The organism is Enterobacter sp. 5-4 (assembly GCF_000612205.1).
GTDB lineage: Bacteria > Pseudomonadota > Gammaproteobacteria > Enterobacterales > Enterobacteriaceae > Enterobacter > Enterobacter roggenkampii.
Map to the genome: position 1 here is coordinate 133,869 of NZ_JFHW01000025.1, position 18,568 is coordinate 152,436.

Here is an 18,568-nt window from a genome sequence, read left to right on the forward strand (position 1 = left end):
AAGGCCTGCCGGCGCGCTTTTCAGCGCTCATCCTTTAGCTATTCTTATCAAACATTCACACTGGATACCCGACAGATGATGACGACGCTTGAAATTCCATCTGTGCTTTCCAGTTCGCAGCGCCGCTGCCAGGTGCTTTTGATGCTTTACCTGCCCGATGCTGCCGTCACCGCACAGAGCATAATCGCTGCCAACGGCGTGGACGACGCGATGGCACGGCAAGATATAGCCGAGACGCGCGATGAAATCCAGCGCTATCACCGGCTGGATATCGTCACGCACCACGACGGCTGCTACCGGATTGAAGGCACAGCCCTGAATCAGCGTTTATGCCTGCTGCACTGGCTGCGCCGGGCGCTGCGGCTTTGTCCGCAGTTTGTCTCGCACCAGTTTACCCCCGCATTAAAAACCGCGCTTAAACAACTCGGCATCGCGCGCCCGCTTTACGACGATGCGAACCTGCGGGCGCTGATCGGCTTCTGCTCACGCAAGCTGCAGCGCCAGTTTGAATGCCGCGATGTGCAGTTTTTACAGCTCTATCTGCAATATTGTCTTATTCAGCACCAGCTCGGGAATACGCCGCAGTTTTCGCATGCCCAGCGCAGCTGGACCCAGTCGCGGGGAGAGTATTTTACGGCGCAGGAGATTGTCCGCCACTGGAAGCGGCGCGTGCCACAGGGCGCGCACGTGGATGAACAGCTGTTTCTGGCGCTGCTGTTTATGATGCTCCGCACGCCCGATCCGGTGCTCGATAAGCACCAGCAGGATCAGCGTCTACGCCGGGCCATCGTGCGCATGGTGGCCCGTTTTCGCTCGCAGACCGGAATGAACTTCAGCGATGAGCAGGGGCTGACCGATCAGCTGTATATCCATCTGGCTCAGGCGCTGGACCGTTCGCTGTTTGAGATCGGCATCGACAACAGCCTGCCGGAGGAGATCCACCGCCTTTATCCCCGACTGTTACGTACCACGAAAGAGGCCCTGTTTGAGCTGGAGGCGGAATTCGGGCTGCGTTTTTCCGACGAAGAGATGAGTCTGGTGGCGGTAATTTTCGGTGCCTGGCTGATGCAGGAGACCGATCTGCATGAAAAACAGGTGATCCTGCTGACGGGGGACGATAAAGCCAGCGAGGAGCAGATCGAACAACAGCTTCGCGAGCTGACGCTGCTGCCGCTCAACATTCGCTACCTGACGCTGCAGGCCTTTCAGAAAGAGGGGGCGCCGCGCGAAGCCGCGCTGGTTATCACCCCCTACCCGACGGCCCTGCCGCTGTTCTCGCCGCCGCTGATCCATGCCGTTGAGACACTGAACGCGCAGCAGCAAGAACATATTCGCGCCATGCTGGAATCATAGCGACGCGCGGGCGGCCACTTTAGGTCGAACAACAATGGCGGGCAAGGCAACGAGCGCCATCACCCAGAAGACGCCGTGCCCCAGATGCTGATAGAGGAACCCCGCAAACACCGTCATGATCGCGATACTGCCCCCCATTGCCACTGCCGAATAGACGGCCTGCAGGCGAATCACGTCCCCGCCCTCGCGCGCTGCGATATAGCGCATGGCCGCCAGATGGCACACGGTAAAGGTGCCGCAGTGAAGAATTTGCGCCACAATCAGCCACGGCAGATCGGTCGTCCAGCCCATAATCCCCCAGCGCGCCACGCCGCACACGGCGGAAAGCAGCAGCAGGTCACGCGCGCCAAAGCGACGGAACAGTTTTTTGCTCAGGGCAAAGATAATGACTTCGGCCACCACGCCCAGCGACCACAGATAGCCCACGGCGGAAGCGGAATATCCTGCGCCTTGCCAGTAGATGGCGCTGAAACCATAGTACGCCGCATGTGCCCCCTGAAGGAGGCATACGCACGCCAGAAAACGCCAGCTCTGTGCGACCAGACTCCGCCATGCGGGCCAGCCCGCGCTCTCCTGATGGCGACTTTCCCCCTGCGGCATCACCGACGGTCGCAGAAGCATGCCCAGCAGCATCGAGGCAATACCGATGCTCAGCAGGGCAAGAATGGCGCGGTAATCGTAAAGGCTGACCAGTTTGCCCACCAGCGCCGAGCCAATCACAAAGGCGATAGAGCCCCACAGGCGCACGCGGCCGTAGTCCATGGTGATCTGTTTCTGCCAGGTGTTCGCCAGGGCATCCGTCAGCGGCACCAGCGGTGAGAAGAACAGGTTAAAGCCGACCATCACCACCATCAGCCAGGCAAACTGGTGGCTGACCCAGAAGCAGGCCACAAAGACCAGGGTCAGCAGAGCCAGAATGCGTACGGCCTTGATCAGTAAGGAGGGATCGCTGACGCGCGGGGCGATCAGCAGGCTGCCGAGGAAACGCGCCACCAGCCCGGCCCCCAGCAGGACGCCGATGGTCTCAGGCGTCAGGCCGATACCCTTAAGCCAGACGCTCCAGAAAGGCAGAAAAATGCCGTAGCTAAAGAAATAGGTGAAATAACTGAGCGCCAGCCAGCGCGTGGAATGCAAGACCATGAATCCCTCCCGAAATCGAGGCCATAGTCTGGCGAGAATATAAAAATTAAGCAAGTAGATAGCCTGCTATAAATTAACGAAAAATTAACATCTTGTGCAGTCGTCTGGCTTATGGCAGGGAATGAAAATGTGTATTACGTTTAAATTACTCCACTTGCAGAGGTATTTCTGCCATGAACTCACTACGTTATCTCGATTTTGGTCAGTCGCGTCATCTGCTGCTGCTCATTGGCCGCATCGCGCTTGTCGTGCTGTTTATTATCTTTGGTTACCCGAAACTGACGGGGTTTAGCGGTACCGTACAGTATATGACCTCGCTGGGTACGCCGATGCCCATGCTGGCGGCCATTATTGCGGTGGTGATGGAAGTGCCTGCTGCGATCCTGATCGTACTGGGCTTTTTCACCCGCCCTCTCGCGGTTCTCTTTGTCTTCTATACGCTGGGCACGGCGATTATCGGTCACCACTACTGGGATATGACCGGTGATGCAGTCGTACCGAATATGATTAATTTCTACAAGAACGTCAGTATTGCTGGCGCCTTTATTTTGCTGGCGATTGTCGGACCTGGCGCCATCTCCCTGGACCGGCGTTAAGCCATAAAAAAAGGCCGCATGCGCGGCCTTTTTTATTTCTGCAAAGCAGAGGAATTATGCGTATACCGGGAAGCGTGCGCAGATATCCAGAACTTTACCTTTGACGCGCTCGATAACCGCTTCGTCATTGATGTTGTCCAGAACGTCACACATCCAGCCAGCCAGTTCTTTCACTTCCGCTTCTTTGAAGCCGCGGCGAGTCACGGCCGGAGAACCGATACGGATACCGGAGGTCACGAACGGGCTCTTCGGATCGTTTGGCACGCTGTTTTTGTTCACGGTGATGTTGGCGCGGCCCAGGGCAGCGTCAGCTTCTTTACCGGTCAGGTTCTTATCAACCAGATCCAGCAGGAACAGGTGGTTTTCAGTCCCGCCGGATACCACTTTGTAGCCACGGTTCAGGAACACTTCCACCATCGCTTTGGCGTTCTTAGCAACCTGCTGCTGGTAAACCTTGAACTCTGGCTCCATCGCTTCTTTCAGCGCGACCGCTTTTGCAGCGATCACGTGCATCAGCGGGCCGCCCTGCGCGCTTGGGAACACCGCGGAGTTCAGTTTTTTGTACAGCTCTTCGTCACCACCCTTCGCCAGGATCAGGCCACCGCGTGGACCCGCCAGGGTTTTGTGGGTAGTGGTGGTCACAACGTGAGCGTGTGGAACCGGGTTAGGGTAAACGCCTGCGGCAATCAGGCCCGCTACGTGCGCCATGTCAACGAACAGGTAAGCACCGATGCTGTCAGCGATTTCACGCATTTTTGCCCAGTCAACGATACCGGAGTAAGCAGAGAAGCCACCGATGATCATCTTCGGCTTGTGCTCTTTAGCCTGCTTCGCCATGTCTTCGTAGTCAATTTTACCGGACTCATCAATACCGTAAGGGATGATGTTGTACAGTTTGCCGGAGAAGTTAACCGGGGAGCCGTGAGTCAGGTGGCCGCCCTGCGCCAGGTTCATACCCAGAACGGTATCGCCCGGCTGCAGCAGCGCGGTGTAGACCGCGAAGTTAGCCTGAGAGCCAGAGTGCGGCTGGACGTTTGCATAGTCAGCGCCAAAAAGTTCTTTCGCACGATCGATAGCCAGCTGCTCAACGATATCAACGTACTCGCAACCGCCGTAATAGCGTTTGCCCGGGTAACCTTCAGCGTATTTGTTGGTCAGCTGAGACCCCTGCGCCTGCATCACGCGCGGGCTGGTGTAGTTTTCGGAGGCGATCAGTTCGATGTGCTCTTCCTGACGTACTTTTTCCTGCTCCATAGCCTGCCACAGTTCGGCATCATAATCGGCAATGTTCATTTCACGCTTTAACATCCGCATCTCCTGACTCAGCTAACAAGTAAATTTTGGCCTGAAAAGGCAGTCCTGTTGGACGACGGGCAACAGTATAACTGATTAGTTCTGTGATAACAGGTCTTGACAAACGATTTTACGCAAACGTTTTCCTACCCGCCACGCAAGGGTTTGAGGAATAAAGCGCTCGCCCTTTCAAGCGGATTTCTTTTCAGGTTTGTGATGCATATTTTTCATCTTGCAAAGAACCATTTACAACGCAGGGGTATTTTTTATAAGATGCATTTAAAATACATCATTAAAATGACATCAGAAGGACGCGCTCATGCTCGACGCTCAAACCATCGCTACCGTAAAAGCCACTATTCCCCTGCTGGTGGAAACCGGCCCTAAACTCACCGCCCATTTCTACGACCGCATGTTCACGCACAACCCGGAGCTCAAAGAGATTTTCAACATGAGCAACCAGCGTAACGGCGATCAGCGTGAAGCGCTGTTCAACGCCATCGCGGCTTACGCCAGCAATATTGAAAACCTGGCTGCGCTGCTGCCCGCGGTGGAAAAAATCGCGCAGAAACATACCAGCTTCCAGATCCAACCCGAGCAGTACAACATCGTCGGCACTCACCTGCTGGCGACGCTGGACGAAATGTTCAGCCCGGGTCAGGAGGTGCTGGACGCGTGGGGTAAAGCCTACGGGGTGCTGGCAAACGTGTTTATCAACCGTGAAGCACAGATTTACAGCGAAAACGCCAGCAAGAACGGCGGCTGGGAAGGTACCCGCGCATTCCGCATCGTTGAGAAAACGCCGCGCAGCGCGTTAATCACCAGCTTCGAGTTTGAGCCGGTGGACGGTAAACCGGTGGCCGATTACCAGCCAGGACAGTATCTGGGCGTGTGGCTGAAGCCTGAAGGTTTCCCGCATCAGGAGATCCGCCAGTATTCTCTTACCCGCAAGCCAAACGGCAAAGCCTACCGCATTGCGGTGAAGCGTGAGGACGGCGGTCAGGTTTCCAACTGGCTGCACAACGAAGCTAACGTGGGCGACGTGGTCAATCTGGCCGCGCCAGCGGGCGACTTCTTTATGGCCGTTGAAGCAAATACCCCGGTCACGCTGATCTCTGCGGGTGTCGGCCAGACGCCAATGCTGGCGATGCTCGATACGCTGGCAAAATCACACCACGGTGCGCAGGTTAACTGGTTCCATGCCGCCGAAAACGGCGACGTGCACGCCTTTGCGGATGAGGTGAAAACGCTCGGAGCCTTCCTGCCGCGTTTCACCGCGCATACCTGGTATCGTCTGCCGACGGAAGCGGATCGCGCTGCCGCGCAATTTGACAGCGAAGGGTTGATGGATTTACGCCAGCATGAAGGTGCGTTCAGCGCACCGGAGATGCAGTTCTACGTCTGTGGACCGGTAGCGTTTATGCAGTATGCCGCGAAGCAGCTGGTTGAGCTGGGCGTGAACAAAGACAACATTCATTACGAATGTTTCGGGCCGCATAAGGTGCTGTAATGCAAAAAGCCCCTCGTTTGAGGGGCTTTTTTCGTCGGGTGGCGGCTGCGCCTTACCCGGCCTGGAAAATGTTTAAATCGCCGCGTCGTCTTCTTCGCCGGTACGGATACGAATCACGCGCGCCACGTCAAAGACGAAGATTTTACCATCGCCAATCTTGCCGGTCTGCGCCGTGCGGATAATGGTGTCCACACAGGTATCGACGATATCGTCGCTGACCACGATTTCAATTTTCACTTTCGGCAGAAAGTCGACCATGTACTCTGCGCCACGGTAAAGCTCGGTGTGACCTTTCTGACGACCAAAACCTTTCACTTCCGTCACGGTCATCCCGGTGATGCCGACTTCCGCCAGCGCTTCACGCACATCATCCAGTTTGAAAGGTTTAATAATCGCATCAATCTTTTTCATGGTGGGTCCTTAAACTCTTGCCTGTAAGCTGCCTCGTAATCGATTGCCCACAGTACCATATTCAGGCAAATTTTGCGGTACTACTCTTTAAAATCGTTTGCTTCGAGCTCGTGGCGCGAGAGCAGCTTGTAAAACTCGGTGCGGTTGCGTCCGGCCATCCGCGCCGCGTGGGTCACGTTGCCTTTGGTGATCTGCAATAGCTTGCGCAGATAGTTCAGCTCGAACTGGTTACGCGCTTCGGCAAACGTCGGCAAGGCCGTGTTTTCCCCTTCCAGTGCCTGCTCCACCAGCGCGTCGCTGATGACCGGTGAGGAGGTCAGCGCCACGCACTGCTCAATCACGTTGACCAGCTGACGGACGTTACCCGGCCAGCTTGCGGCCATCAGCCGCTTCATCGCATCGGTGGAAAACGCGCGCACGAACGGTTTATGGCGATCGGCCGCCTGGCGCAAAAGATGGTTCGCCAGCAGCGGGATGTCTTCCGCACGTTCGGCCAGCGCCGGGATCTTCAGGTTGACCACGTTCAGGCGGTAGTAGAGATCTTCGCGGAACTCGTTGCGGGCCATCACTTTTGGCAGATCGCGGTGGGTAGCGGAGATAATTCGCACATTAATATCGATATCGCGGTTGCTGCCCAGCGGGCGCACTTTGCGCTCCTGCAGCACGCGCAGCAGCTTGACCTGCAGCGGCGCGGGCATGTCGCCAATCTCGTCCAGGAACAGCGTGCCGCCTTCCGCCGCCTGGAACAACCCTTCACGGCTGCTTACCGCACCGGTGAATGCGCCGCGGGCATGACCAAACAGTTCGGATTCAAGCAGCTGCTCCGGGAGCGCGCCACAGTTAATCGCAATAAAGGCGTTCTTGCTGCGCGGGCTGGCGTTATGAATTGCCTGCGCGAGGATCTCTTTCCCGGTTCCGCTCTGGCCGTTGATAAGCACGCTGACGTCAGACTGCGCCACCATCCTCGCCTGTTCCAGCAGACGCAGCATCACGGGGCTGCGCGTGACGATAGATTCCCGCCAGGCTTCATCCCCCGCCGGAGCGGCATGTTCCAGCGCGCTGTCGATAGCCTTATACAGTGCGTCTTTGTCCACCGGCTTGGTCAGGAAGCTGAACACCCCCTGCTGCGTCGCGGCAACCGCATCCGGGATCGACCCGTGCGCGGTCAGGATAATCACGGGCATACCCGGCTGCTGCTTCTGGATCTCCGCGAACAGCTGCAGGCCGTCCATTTCATCCATCCGCAGGTCGCTTATCACCAGATCGATTTTCTCGCGGCTGAGAATTTTCAGCCCCTCCAGCCCGCTTTCCGCGGTCACGACGCTGTAGCCCTCACTCACCAGACGCATTCCCAGCAGCTTTAACAGCCCGGGATCGTCATCCACCAGTAAGAGATGGGCTGGTTTACGGCTCGTCATGCTTCACATCCTCTTGTTTCGGCGTATCGCTGTCCGGCGCAGCGGATGAACTCCCCGGCTGATATTTACGCGACGAGAGCTGTCTTTCGATATCGGTCAGGTTCTCCAGCTTGCGCGTCGTGGTATCCAGCTGGGTACGTAAATGTTGCTGCTGTTGACGCAGCGTATCCAGCTCGCTGTCGGTTGACTGTTGCAGCTTGCTGTAGCGGGAGCGCTCTTCAGAAAGCTGAAGCTGTAGCGTCTGCCCCTCGCGCCAGAGCTGGTATACCGGGCGGATCTGTACCGGAAGATTGACGACAAAGGTGTCCAGCCGGGTCACGTTGGCCCGGCGTTCGACGGGAGTGATTTTCGCATCCGCCAGCAAAATCCCACGCTTGAAGGCGTCCTGCCAGGTGTCATCATCCAGCATCGCCGCTTTCGCGCGGGCGTCGACCGGCGCCAGACGCTGCGCGCAATCTATCCCGCGCAGCCAGAACAGCGGGTTACTTTCGACGTCATGGCCTGAGAGGTTCCAGATGTCGTCACAGCGGGTTGAGAGGAAATCAGCCAGCTGGTTATCGGGCCATTTATCTTCTTGTTTATCGCTAATCGCACTTTGCGGCACATGGGAAACACACCCTGCCAGAAATACACAGGGCAGGCTCAGGCGAAGCGTGCTGCGGGAAAACACCGCGCGTACGGCGCGGGAAAAGACGTGTGACATACTCACCAGACATAGATTCATTTTATTGATTTTTCCGGCTCAGGGGCAGTTCAATACGGAAGCAAACATCCGAACGTTCGTCCGTGGCGATGTTAAGCTCACCCTGCATGCGTCGTATGCAGTCCCGGGCGATGCTTAAGCCCAGACCACTGCCTTTCACCGCACCTTTCCGCTGATGACTCCCCTGGAAAAAGGGCTCGAAGATCATGGTTTTTTCGTCATCGGGGATCGGGGTGCCGGTGTTAGCGACGTCTATAAACACCCGGGAACCCTTCGTATAGCTTCGGATATAAATGTTACCGGATTCAGTACCATAGTGCACCGCATTGGAATAAAGATTATCCAGCACGCTCATTAGCAGCATGGGTTCAGCAAGACAGGTCGGCGCATTCAGCTCTACACCGGTATGCATCATTTTAGCTCTTGCTGGCAGGCTATGGGCGGAGATCACCATATCCACCAGCGGTTCAATGTCGACGTTTTCCAGTACGACCGCTCCGTCAGCCAGCTTGCGGTTGTAATCCAGCAGCTGCTCAATCAGCTTCTGCAGATTGCGGCTGCTGTTATCCAGGATCTCGACAATTTCTTGCTGTTCGGGCGTAAGCGGCCCAGCCACTTCGTCCGCCAGCAGCTCCGTCCCTTCGCGCATGCTGGCCAGCGGCGTTTTAAGCTCATGGGAGATATGGCGCAGGAACTGATGACGCTGTGATTCAAGCCACGCCAGGCGCTCGGACAGCCAGATAATACGCTGACCGACGGAACGCAATTCGCGGGGACCTTTAAAAGCGACCGTATCCCCGAGCGATTTCCCCTCCCCCAGGCGGTTGATCATCCGCTGGATACCCTTCACCGGGCCGATGATCATGCGGGTAAAGAGCAGCACCAGCCCGAGGCTCACGAGGAACAGCACCAGCGCCTGCCAGCCGAAGAACTGGCCGCGCTCGGCAATCTCCTGCTGAAGCTGCTGGCCGCGAGAGAAAATTACCGTGCGGGTTGACTGCACCATCTCGGTATTGGCGTTGGCGAAGGCTTCCAGGCGCGCGGCGGCGGCAGCATCGGGTCCACTGTTGTGGCACTGCAGCTGCGCAAGATCGTTCAGATCCTGACGTAACGCCTGATACAGCTTGTCGTCAGGCAATACGCCGGCGTGGGCGTCCAGCATTTCGCTGTAGCGCTTGCGCTGACTCTGGTACACCTTTTCCAGCGTGCGATCGTCAAGCACGCAGTACTGACGATAGCTACGCTCCATCTCAAGCGCGGCGTTGGTCATGGCTTCACTGCGTCTGGCGTCAATAAGCGTCGTGCGGTTCGTCAGTGCCGCCTGGGCACTCAACGCGTTCAGGCTTTGCCAGGCCTGCCAGGCAAGGATCAGCAACGGCAGCAGGATCAGCAGGAAGGCCATCATCACGAGCTGTCGCAGGGAACGGGGAAAAACGGGCCAGCGTTTCAACGCATTACTCTCTTAATGGGGATATACGCAGAGCGTAACTGAGTCTGCCCTTTAGATACAACAAAGCCGGGTAAAAACCCGGCTTTGTCATGGAATGAGGCGGTGCCTAACTCGACGTTTCGCCCTGGCCTGATAAAGCATCGCTATGATCAGTAGTTGGACGGCAGGCACCTTTTTGTGCGTCATTCGAAGTTTATGTAGCACGTCCCGAAGGGGCTGACATAAGAAGGTGAATGAGCCACTGGTTAATATTATGCAACACCCATGCCAAAATGCAAAACAAAATATTAACACATTGAAATATATGATTTTTACTCGCTTAACCCGTTCATTATCGGTTGAATGATTTCCAGGCTAAGTGTCGCTGTTCAGCAACACCTTAACGGGAACCTTTTCTACAGTATATAAATCAATAGGTTAAATGTCTCCTTTTGGAGACACCCAAACCAGAGGGTTGTCGCGATTTTGCGACAGAGACAAAAAAGCCCGGTGGCGCTCGCGCCTACCGGGCCTACAGTCAGGATGCTGAAACTTAACCCAGCTGTTTACGGGCGTTGCGGAAGATGCGCATCCACGGGCTGTCCTCGCCCCAGTTTTCCGGGTGCCAGGAGTTGCTCACGGTGCGGAACACGCGTTCCGGATGCGGCATCATGATGGTTGCACGACCGCTTTCGCTGGTTACCGCGGTAATACCGTTCACCGAACCGTTCGGGTTAGCCGGATAGGTTTCTGTCACCTTGCCGAAGTTATCGACAAAGCGCAGCGCCACCAGACCTTTGCTCTCCAGCTGAGCCAGATGCGCAGCATCACGCACCTCTACCTGACCTTCACCGTGGGAAACGGCGATTGGCATCTGTGAACCGACCATACCCTGCAGCAGCAGAGACGGGCTCTGGGTCACTTCCACCAGGCTAAAGCGCGCTTCGAAGCGGTCAGACTGGTTACGCACAAAGCGCGGCCAGGCTTCGCTGCCCGGGATCAGCTCGCGCAGGTTAGACATCATCTGGCAGCCGTTACACACGCCCAGCGCCAGCGTCTGCGGACGGTGGAAGAAGGTTTCGAACTCGTCGCGTACGCGGCTGTTGAACAGAATGGACTTCGCCCAGCCCTCGCCCGCGCCCAGCACGTCGCCGTAGGAGAAGCCGCCGCACGCCACCAGCGCCTGGAAATCTTCCAGACCGGTACGTCCGGCCAGCAGATCGCTCATGTGGACGTCGATAGCGTCAAAGCCCGCGCGGTGGAAGGCAGCCGCCATCTCAACGTGGGAGTTAACGCCCTGCTCGCGCAGCACGGCCACTTTCGGACGCGCGCCGGTCGCAATGTACGGCGCGGCGATGTCTTCGTTGATGTCGAAGGAGAGCTTCACGTTCAGGCCTGGATCCTGATCATTGGCCTTCGCGTTGTGCTCCTGATCGGCACATTCCGGGTTATCACGCAGGCGCTGCATCTGCCAGGTGGTTTCCGCCCACCACATGCGCAGCGTGGTGCGGCTTTCGCTGAACACGGCGTGACCGTCAGCTTCAATGACAAAGCGGTCACCCTGAACGGCTTTACCCAGATAGTGCACGCAGTCAGCCAGGCCATGCTGCGCCAGCAGCGCTTCAACCGCATCGCGATCCGCCGCACGCACCTGAATCACGGCGCCCAGCTCTTCGTTAAACAGCGCCGCCAGGCGGTCTTCGCCAAGCGTGGCAATGTTCGCTTCCACGCCACAGTGGCCGGTGAAGGCCATCTCTGCCAGCGTCACCAGCAGGCCGCCGTCGGAACGGTCGTGGTAGGCCAGCAGCTTACGCTGCGCCACCAGCGCCTGAATCGCGTCGTAGAAGCCTTTCAGCTGGGCCACGTCACGCACGTCGGCTGGCTTATCGCCGAGCTGGCGGTAAACCTGCGCCAGCGCGGTGGCGCCCAGCGCGTTGTGGCCTTTACCCAGGTCAATCAGCAGCAGGGCGTTATCTTCGGTCACCAGCTGCGGCGTAACGGTGTGACGCACGTCTTCCACGCGGGCAAACGCGGTGATCACCAGCGACAGCGGAGAGGTCATCTCGCGCTGCTCGTTGCCTTCCTGCCAGCGGGTTTTCATCGACATGGAGTCTTTGCCCACCGGAATGGTCAGGCCGAGGGCAGGACACAGCTCCTCACCCACCGCCTTCACGGCTTCATACAGGCCCGCGTCTTCGCCTGGGTGACCGGCAGCGGCCATCCAGTTTGCGGAGAGCTTAATACGTTTGATATCGCCAATCTGCGTCGCGGCGATGTTGGTTAGCGCTTCACCGACCGCCAGACGGGCAGAGGCCGCGAAGTCCAGCAGCGCGACCGGGGTGCGTTCACCCAGCGCCATCGCTTCGCCGTAGTAGCTGTCGAGGCTCGCGGTGGTTACGGCGCAGTTCGCCGCCGGGATCTGCCACGGGCCGACCATCTGGTCGCGGGATACCATACCGGTCACGGTACGGTCGCCGATGGTCACCAGGAAGGTTTTCTCTGCCACAGCTGGCAGGTGCAGCACGCGATTAACGGCTTCTGCCACGGTGATGCCCTGGCGATCCAGCGCTTTGCCCGCCGCCTTACGGGTCTGCACGTCGCGGGTCATCTTCGGCGTTTTTCCGAGCAGGACATCGAGCGGCAGATCGATCGGCTGGTTGTCGAAATGGGTGTCGCTCAGAGTCAGGTGCTGCTCTTCGGTCGCTTCACCGATGACGGCATACGGCGCGCGCTCGCGGCGGCACAGCTCGTCAAACAGCGGCAGCTGATCCGCCGCAACGGCCAGCACGTAGCGCTCCTGGGATTCGTTACACCAGATTTCCAGCGGGCTCATGCCCGGCTCATCGCTCAGGATGTCGCGCAGGTTGAAACGACCACCGCGGCCGCCGTCGCTCACCAGCTCCGGCATGGCGTTGGACAGACCGCCCGCGCCCACGTCGTGGATAAAGAGGATCGGGTTAGCATCGCCCAGCTGCCAGCAGCGGTCGATCACTTCCTGACAGCGACGCTCCATCTCCGGGTTGTCACGCTGCACGGACGCGAAGTCGAGATCCGCATCAGACTGGCCGGAGGCCATAGACGAGGCCGCACCGCCGCCCAGACCGATGTTCATTGCCGGGCCGCCGAGCACGATCAGCTTCGCGCCGACGACGATCTCGCCTTTCTGCACGTGATCGGCACGGATGTTGCCGATCCCGCCCGCCAGCATGATCGGTTTGTGGTAGCCGCGCAGCTCTTCGCCGTTGTGGCTGTCCACTTTCTCTTCATAGGTACGGAAGTAACCGTTCAGCGCCGGACGACCAAATTCGTTGTTAAACGCCGCGCCGCCCAGCGGGCCTTCGGTCATGATATCCAGCGCGGTCACAATGCGCTCTGGCTTGCCGAAATCTTCTTCCCACGGCTGTTCAAAGCCCGGGATACGCAGGTTGGAGACGGAGAAACCGACCAGACCCGCTTTTGGTTTTGCACCACGACCGGTCGCCCCTTCGTCACGGATTTCACCGCCGGAGCCGGTCGCCGCACCCGGCCACGGGGAGATCGCCGTCGGGTGGTTGTGGGTTTCCACTTTCATCAGGATATGCGCGGGCTCCTGATGGAAGTCATAGCGCCCTGCTTCGCGATCGGCGAAGAAGCGGCCCACCTCAGAACCTTCCATCACCGCGGCGTTGTCTTTATAGGCAGACAGCACGTGGTCAGGCGTTTGCTCCATGGTGTTTTTGATCATTTTGAACAGCGACTTTGGCTGCTGTTCGCCGTCAATAATCCAGTCGGCATTGAAAATCTTGTGGCGGCAGTGCTCCGAGTTCGCCTGCGCGAACATGTAGAGTTCAATGTCGTTCGGGTTACGGTTGAGCTTAACGAACGCATCCTGCAGGTAGTCGATTTCGTCTTCTGCCAGCGCCAGGCCGAGACGCAGGTTGGCGTCAATCAGCGCCTGACGGCCCTGTCCCAGCAGGTCCACGCTCTGTACCGGTGCAGGCTGATGGTGGGAGAAAAGCTTCTGCGCGTCATCAAGAGAGGCAAATACGCTCTCCATCATGCGGTCGTGCAGTTCAGCCGCAACCGCCTGCCACTGCGCGTCGCTCAGGGTAGAGGCTTCCACGTAGTACGCTACGCCGCGCTCCAGACGGTTAATCTGGCTCAGGCCACAGTTGTGGGCGATGTCGGTGGCTTTGGAAGACCAGGGGGAGATGGTGCCCGGACGCGGCGTCGCAAGGATCAGTTTGCCGGTTGGCGTATGGCTGCTGAGGCTTGGGCCATACTTGAGCAGGCGTTCCAGCTGTACGCGCTCCTCTGCATTCAGGGGGGCATTCAGGTCAGCAAAATGGACATACTCAGCGTAAATATTGCTTACCGGAAGGTCGGCCGCCTGAAAACGTGCCAGCAGTTTGGTAATACGGAAGGCAGACAGTGCAGGCGAACCACGCAGAATTTCCATCATAAGTCTCTCGTCTTCGAAGCGCCGGGGCGCTTTCAGTGTGCGCAAGGGGGAAAACGGGCGTCATTATAGAGAATCCTGAGCGCCGACGAAACCGTTTGCGTCGAAATAAAATTGACGAAGAGATTTAACAATAGATGTGACCTGTCTCTCTAATTGGTTGCCAAGTGGCGCAAGTTTACGCAAAATGCCGCTCATTCAATGGCAAACCTTATTGTTAACATGGCTACAGCAGACTGAGGCAACCGGCGTCGCAGAGAATTAACTAATTGAAAAAATTAAAGATTAATTATCTGCTCATCGGCATTGTAACGTTGCTGTTGGCAGTGGCCCTCTGGCCTTCCATCCCCTGGATCGGCAAAGCCGAAAACCGTATCGCCGCCATTCAGGAGCGGGGGGAATTGCGCGTCAGTACCCTCAACTCTCCGCTGATTTACAGCGACATCAACGGCAAAATCATTGGACTGGATTATGAACTGGCACAGCAGTTCGCCGATTACCTTGGCGTAAAGCTGAAAATCACCGTCCGCCAGAATATCAACCAGCTGTTTGACGACCTCGATAACGACGATGCCGATATGCTGGCCGCCGGGCTGGTGTATAACAGCGAGCGCAGCAAAAACTATCAGCCAGGCCCGACCTACTACTCCGTTTCGCAGCAGTTGGTTTACCGCGTCGGGAGCCTGCGCCCGCGCTCGCTGGCGTCGATTAACGATCGGCAGCTAACGATTGCCCCCGGTCACGTGGTAATTGACGATCTGCGCGAGCTCAAGGAGAAGAAATATCCGGACCTGAGCTGGACGGTGGATGCGAAACTCGGCACGACGGAGCTGCTGGAGCAGGTAAAAGATCAGAAAGTTCCTTACACCATCGCCGATTCGGTCGCGATCAGCCTGTTCCAGCGCGTGCATCCTGAAATCGCCGTGGCGCTGGACGTCACCGACGAGCAGCCTGTGACCTGGTTTACTCAGCTCGATGACGATCAGACCCTCTCTGCCGCGATGCTCGATTTCTTCAACACCATGAATGAAGACGGTACGCTGGCGCGCCTGGAGGAGAAGTACCTCGGTCATGGTGATGACTTTGACTACGTTGATACCCGCAGCTTCCTGCGTGCGGTAGACAGCGTCCTGCCGGACCTGCAGCCGCTGTTCGAAAAATACGCCCAGGAAATTGACTGGAAACTGCTGGCGGCTATTTCTTATCAGGAATCCCACTGGGATACCCAGGCCACGTCTCCGACTGGCGTACGTGGTTTGATGATGTTAACCAAAAATACCGCGCTGAGCCTGGGCGTCAATGACCGTACCGATGCGGAACAGAGCATCAGCGGCGGCGCGCGCTACCTGCAGGATATGATGGCCAAAGTCCCGGAAACGGTGCCGGAAGAGGAGCGGATCTGGTTCGCGCTGGCGGCCTACAATATGGGCTATGCGCATATGCTGGATGCGCGAGCGCTGACGGCCAAAACGAAAGGCAACCCGGACAGCTGGTCAGACGTAAAACAGCGGCTGCCGCTGCTGAGCCAGAAGCCATGGTATAACAAGCTGACGTACGGCTACGCGCGCGGGCATGAAGCCTACGCTTACGTGGAAAATATCCGTAAATATCAGATTAGCCTGGTCGGGTATCTGCTGGAGAAAGAGAAAGAGGCGACAGAGGCCAAACGGCTGGCCCAAAGCTACCCTGCCGTGGCGCCGGACGAGCTTAACCGTCCGTCGGCTTCAATTCTGCCTTTTGCTGCTTTTTCTGCTGACGGCGCATTCGAAAGAAATCGCTTAATAGCCCCGAACACTCTGGTGCAAGCACCCCGCCGATAGTCTTTACCTGGTGGTTCATCCCCGGGTGACCCAGCACGTCCATCAGCGAACCGGCCGCACCGGTTTTTTCATCCCGCGCACCGAAGACCAGAGTCCCGATCCGGCTGTGCACCATCGCCCCGGAGCACATTACGCACGGCTCCAGCGTCACATACAGCGTGGTATCAAGCAGGCGATAGTTTTGCAGCACCAGACCGCCCTGACGAAGCGCCATGATTTCGGCGTGCGCCGTCGGATCGTGGCGGCCAATGGGACGGTTCCACCCTTCACCAATCACCTGGTTATTGTGGACCAGCACGGCGCCCACGGGCACTTCGCCCTCGTCCCAGGCACGCTGAGCGAGCGTCAGCGCATGACGCATCCAGTATTCATGTGAGAATTCAGGGTTGGACAACGGTTGATACTCCAGTCGAAAAGCGGGCGGCATTATACACACCCCTTATGGATAAGACTATTCGAGTTGCTGAAGTTCACCTGATGGCGTGACGCGCCAGCGGTGCTGGCAAAAATAGAGCAGCGGGTTGTCCTGCTTGCTGTCGCTGTAGCCGCTGTACAGGCGCAGTGGCGTGCCGATACGTTTTTCCAGCTGGACCACTTTTTCATGCCCCAGGCAGCGCATCGTCAGCACCCAACCGCCGTAGCCGCGGGCAATTTGCGTGGCGATAAGATTCACGCGCGGTAGCCAGGGGGTATCAAAGTAGACCTGCTCCACCAGCGTCTGCGGGGAGCCGGTAATCAGCCAGATGTCGGCATCGTTCGCGTCGAGGTAGCCGGTCAGGCGCGCCTGCACCACCGGGAATGCGGCAACGTGGCCGCGGAACCACTGCGCAAAATCCTGCTCGAGCTGTTTAAGCCGCGCTTCGCTGTGCCCAAACGTACATCCCCACAGCAGCAGGCTCATCGGCCATCGCGCCGCACGGCCTTTCACCAGCAGCGCGATCCCGATAACCGGTAAGAGCGGTAGCACGAGCAGCGCATTCAGAGGCTGACGCCGCAGCAGGTAACGCATAAACGTACCAAACATATCCTGCTGATGCAGCGTGCCATCCAGGTCGAAAAAGACAACGCGACGCCCGTGATTTGCCAAACCTTACTCCTCTGGGTCGTTGAAACCTAATAGCCAGGTAAACAGGAACCCGGCGATCACCGCTACTAAATAGCCTAACAGATAGAGCACCACTTTTCCGGTCACGATGGTTAATGCCAGCGGTAACCCCGAGAGACCAAAGGTGATGACGGTGGCAACTTTCCAGTAGCTGATCAGCGCCCCGCCTACCGCGCCGCCCAGACAGGCCGCGAGGAACGGTTTACCCAGCGGCAGCGTAACACCGAAAATCAGCGGCTCGCCAATGCCGAGCAGTCCGACCGGGAGTGCGCCTTTAATCATTTTTTTCAGACGCGCGTTGCGGGTTTTCATCAGTACCGCAATTGCCGCACCGACCTGCCCTACACCCGCCATCGACAGGATAGGCAGCAGCGCGTTATAGCCGTGCGCCTGCACCAGCTCGACGTGGATTGGAACCAGCCCCTGATGCAGGCCGGTCAGCACCAGCGGCAGGAAAGTACCCGACAGCACCGCGCCCACTAACAGGCCGCCGCGGTCAATCGCCAGCGACGCACCGTGGGCGATGGCCTCAGAGATCCACCCGCCTAACGGCTGGAGGGCCACAATCGCTACGCTACCGGTAATCAGCGTGGTCAGCAGCGGGTTGAGAATCAGCTCGATGGAGCCTGGCAGAACCGCGCGCAGCCGTTTCTCGATCCAGCACATCAGGATGACCACCAGCAGCACCGCGATCACCCCGCCGCGGCCCGGCTGAAGCGCCTCACCAAACAGCGTGATCTGCGCCAGCTGCGGGCTGGACAAGATGCCCGCCATCACCCCGCCCATTGCCAGCGATCCGCCAAACACCTTCGCGGTATTCACCCCGACCAGAATGTTCATGATGGCGAACACCGCGCTGCCGAAGATCCCGAGAATCCCCAGCAGGTTCGGATACTGCGTGGCGAAATCCCCCACAATATCCGGCCGCTTGAGGATATTGATGATCCCGGTGATCAGGCCTGAGGCAATAAACGCCGGGATCAGCGGAATAAAGACATTTGCCAGCTGTCGCAGCGCATCGCTCATGGGGGCTTTGTATTTCGCCTTCGCCTGGGCTTTGGTGCGCTCAGCCTCGTCAATCGATACGCTCGCACTCACGCCCATCAGCGCGCGCATGGCATCGACAACCTGCGCCGCTTTCCCTGGGCCGACGATCAGCTGGTGCTGCTGCCCCTGTTTCACGTAGCCGCTGACGCCGGAAAGCTGCTTCAGACCCGGCACGTCAAGCTGGTCGTCGTCATGCACCTCGACGCGCACGCGCGTCATGCAGTTTTCGAGACGCTGAATATTTTGTTCCCCACCAATCCCCCGCAGGATATCGCTGGCGAGCGCTGCTGTTTTGTCCATACACG

14 protein-coding genes are annotated in these 18,568 nt (G+C 57.9%); 4 read left to right on the top strand and 10 right to left on the bottom strand.

Features of this window, described 5'->3' with window-relative positions; all coding sequences use genetic code 11:
• Nucleotides 1-75: 75 nt before the first annotated feature.
• Entirely contained in the window at nt 76-1,353 is a 1,278-nt protein-coding gene (gene csiE / locus AA74_RS0116555) for a stationary phase inducible protein CsiE (protein ID WP_008502162.1), read from the top strand.
• On the opposite strand, the gene AA74_RS0116560 is transcribed toward csiE, so the two are convergent.
• Nucleotides 1,348-2,493, bottom strand: a complete 1,146-nt coding sequence (locus AA74_RS0116560; protein WP_008502163.1) for a 3-phenylpropionate MFS transporter — start codon at nt 2,491-2,493, stop codon at nt 1,348-1,350. The genes csiE and AA74_RS0116560 overlap by 6 nt on opposite strands.
• A 173-nt stretch (nt 2,494-2,666) precedes the next feature.
• Between AA74_RS0116560 and AA74_RS0116565 the strand changes: the two genes are divergently transcribed.
• A complete protein-coding gene (locus tag AA74_RS0116565; RefSeq protein WP_023615984.1) occupies nt 2,667-3,089 on the top strand; it encodes a DoxX family protein in 423 nt (140 codons plus the stop codon).
• 54 nt (nt 3,090-3,143) lie between these two features.
• On the opposite strand, the gene glyA is transcribed toward AA74_RS0116565, so the two are convergent.
• Nucleotides 3,144-4,397: a serine hydroxymethyltransferase gene (gene glyA / locus AA74_RS0116570; RefSeq protein ID WP_008502165.1), complete on the bottom strand. Its 1,254-nt coding sequence runs from the start codon at nt 4,395-4,397 to the stop codon at nt 3,144-3,146.
• Between the two features lie 304 nt (nt 4,398-4,701).
• Here glyA and hmpA point away from each other — a divergent pair, with 304 nt between their 5' ends.
• A complete protein-coding gene (hmpA, locus tag AA74_RS0116575) occupies nt 4,702-5,892 on the top strand; it encodes an NO-inducible flavohemoprotein (protein WP_025912829.1) in 1,191 nt (396 codons plus the stop codon).
• A gap of 72 nt (nt 5,893-5,964) precedes the next feature.
• Here the strand turns inward: hmpA and glnB are convergent, their stop codons facing one another.
• The 5 genes from glnB to purL form a co-directional block, all read right to left on the bottom strand.
• Nucleotides 5,965-6,303 carry a nitrogen regulatory protein P-II gene (gene glnB / locus AA74_RS0116580; RefSeq protein WP_003860685.1) on the bottom strand — a complete coding sequence of 113 codons (339 nt, stop codon included), beginning with the start codon at nt 6,301-6,303 and terminating at the stop codon, nt 5,965-5,967.
• A gap of 80 nt (nt 6,304-6,383) precedes the next feature.
• Nucleotides 6,384-7,721 (bottom strand): two-component system response regulator GlrR, encoded by a 1,338-nt coding sequence (gene glrR, locus AA74_RS0116585; RefSeq protein ID WP_021241871.1) that lies wholly within the window; start codon nt 7,719-7,721, stop codon nt 6,384-6,386.
• The gene (gene qseG / locus AA74_RS0116590) at nt 7,708-8,445 is read right to left on the bottom strand and encodes a two-component system QseEF-associated lipoprotein QseG (RefSeq protein WP_025912830.1); all 738 of its coding nucleotides are present in this window, start codon (nt 8,443-8,445) and stop codon (nt 7,708-7,710) included. The genes glrR and qseG overlap by 14 nt, the downstream gene beginning before the upstream one ends.
• Before the next feature lies 1 nt (nt 8,446).
• Nucleotides 8,447-9,874, bottom strand: a complete 1,428-nt coding sequence (gene qseE / locus AA74_RS0116595; RefSeq protein ID WP_025912831.1) for a two component system sensor histidine kinase QseE/GlrK — start codon at nt 9,872-9,874, stop codon at nt 8,447-8,449.
• A gap of 532 nt (nt 9,875-10,406) precedes the next feature.
• Nucleotides 10,407-14,294 carry a phosphoribosylformylglycinamidine synthase gene (purL, locus tag AA74_RS0116600; RefSeq protein WP_025912832.1) on the bottom strand — a complete coding sequence of 1,296 codons (3,888 nt, stop codon included), beginning with the start codon at nt 14,292-14,294 and terminating at the stop codon, nt 10,407-10,409.
• Nucleotides 14,295-14,560: 266 nt separating this feature from the next.
• Between purL and mltF the strand changes: the two genes are divergently transcribed.
• The gene (gene mltF / locus AA74_RS0116605; protein ID WP_025912833.1) at nt 14,561-16,111 is read left to right on the top strand and encodes a membrane-bound lytic murein transglycosylase MltF; all 1,551 of its coding nucleotides are present in this window, start codon (nt 14,561-14,563) and stop codon (nt 16,109-16,111) included.
• Here the strand turns inward: mltF and tadA are convergent.
• Genes tadA through AA74_RS0116620 form a run of 3 tightly spaced genes read right to left on the bottom strand, consistent with a single transcriptional unit; the run spans nt 15,999 to nt 18,563 of the window.
• The gene (gene tadA, locus AA74_RS01000000122265; protein WP_008502172.1) at nt 15,999-16,538 is read right to left on the bottom strand and encodes a tRNA adenosine(34) deaminase TadA; all 540 of its coding nucleotides are present in this window, start codon (nt 16,536-16,538) and stop codon (nt 15,999-16,001) included. The genes mltF and tadA overlap by 113 nt on opposite strands.
• A 24-nt stretch (nt 16,539-16,562) precedes the next feature.
• The gene (gene yfhb / locus AA74_RS0116615) at nt 16,563-17,198 is read right to left on the bottom strand and encodes a phosphatidylglycerophosphatase C (protein WP_021241877.1); all 636 of its coding nucleotides are present in this window, start codon (nt 17,196-17,198) and stop codon (nt 16,563-16,565) included.
• Between the two features lie 3 nt (nt 17,199-17,201).
• A complete protein-coding gene (locus tag AA74_RS0116620) occupies nt 17,202-18,563 on the bottom strand; it encodes a PTS transporter subunit EIIC (RefSeq protein WP_025912835.1) in 1,362 nt (453 codons plus the stop codon).
• Nucleotides 18,564-18,568: the final 5 nt, after the last annotated feature.

What these genes read in the sequence shown, in the direction of transcription:
- AA74_RS0116565 (WP_023615984.1), top strand. Translation starts at nt 2,667, where the DNA reads ATGAACTCACTACGTTATCTCGATTTTGGTCAGTCGCGTCATCTGCTG.
- qseG (WP_025912830.1), bottom strand. Translation starts at nt 8,445, where the DNA reads ATGAATCTATGTCTGGTGAGTATGTCACACGTCTTTTCCCGCGCCGTA.
- glyA (WP_008502165.1), bottom strand. Translation starts at nt 4,397, where the DNA reads ATGTTAAAGCGTGAAATGAACATTGCCGATTATGATGCCGAACTGTGG.
- hmpA (WP_025912829.1), top strand. Translation starts at nt 4,702, where the DNA reads ATGCTCGACGCTCAAACCATCGCTACCGTAAAAGCCACTATTCCCCTG.
- AA74_RS0116620 (WP_025912835.1), bottom strand. Translation starts at nt 18,563, where the DNA reads ATGGACAAAACAGCAGCGCTCGCCAGCGATATCCTGCGGGGGATTGGT.
- tadA (WP_008502172.1), bottom strand. Translation starts at nt 16,538, where the DNA reads ATGCCGCCCGCTTTTCGACTGGAGTATCAACCGTTGTCCAACCCTGAA.
- purL (WP_025912832.1), bottom strand. Translation starts at nt 14,294, where the DNA reads ATGATGGAAATTCTGCGTGGTTCGCCTGCACTGTCTGCCTTCCGTATT.
- glnB (WP_003860685.1), bottom strand. Translation starts at nt 6,303, where the DNA reads ATGAAAAAGATTGATGCGATTATTAAACCTTTCAAACTGGATGATGTG.
- csiE (WP_008502162.1), top strand. Translation starts at nt 76, where the DNA reads ATGATGACGACGCTTGAAATTCCATCTGTGCTTTCCAGTTCGCAGCGC.
- AA74_RS0116560 (WP_008502163.1), bottom strand. Translation starts at nt 2,493, where the DNA reads ATGGTCTTGCATTCCACGCGCTGGCTGGCGCTCAGTTATTTCACCTAT.
- glrR (WP_021241871.1), bottom strand. Translation starts at nt 7,721, where the DNA reads ATGACGAGCCGTAAACCAGCCCATCTCTTACTGGTGGATGACGATCCC.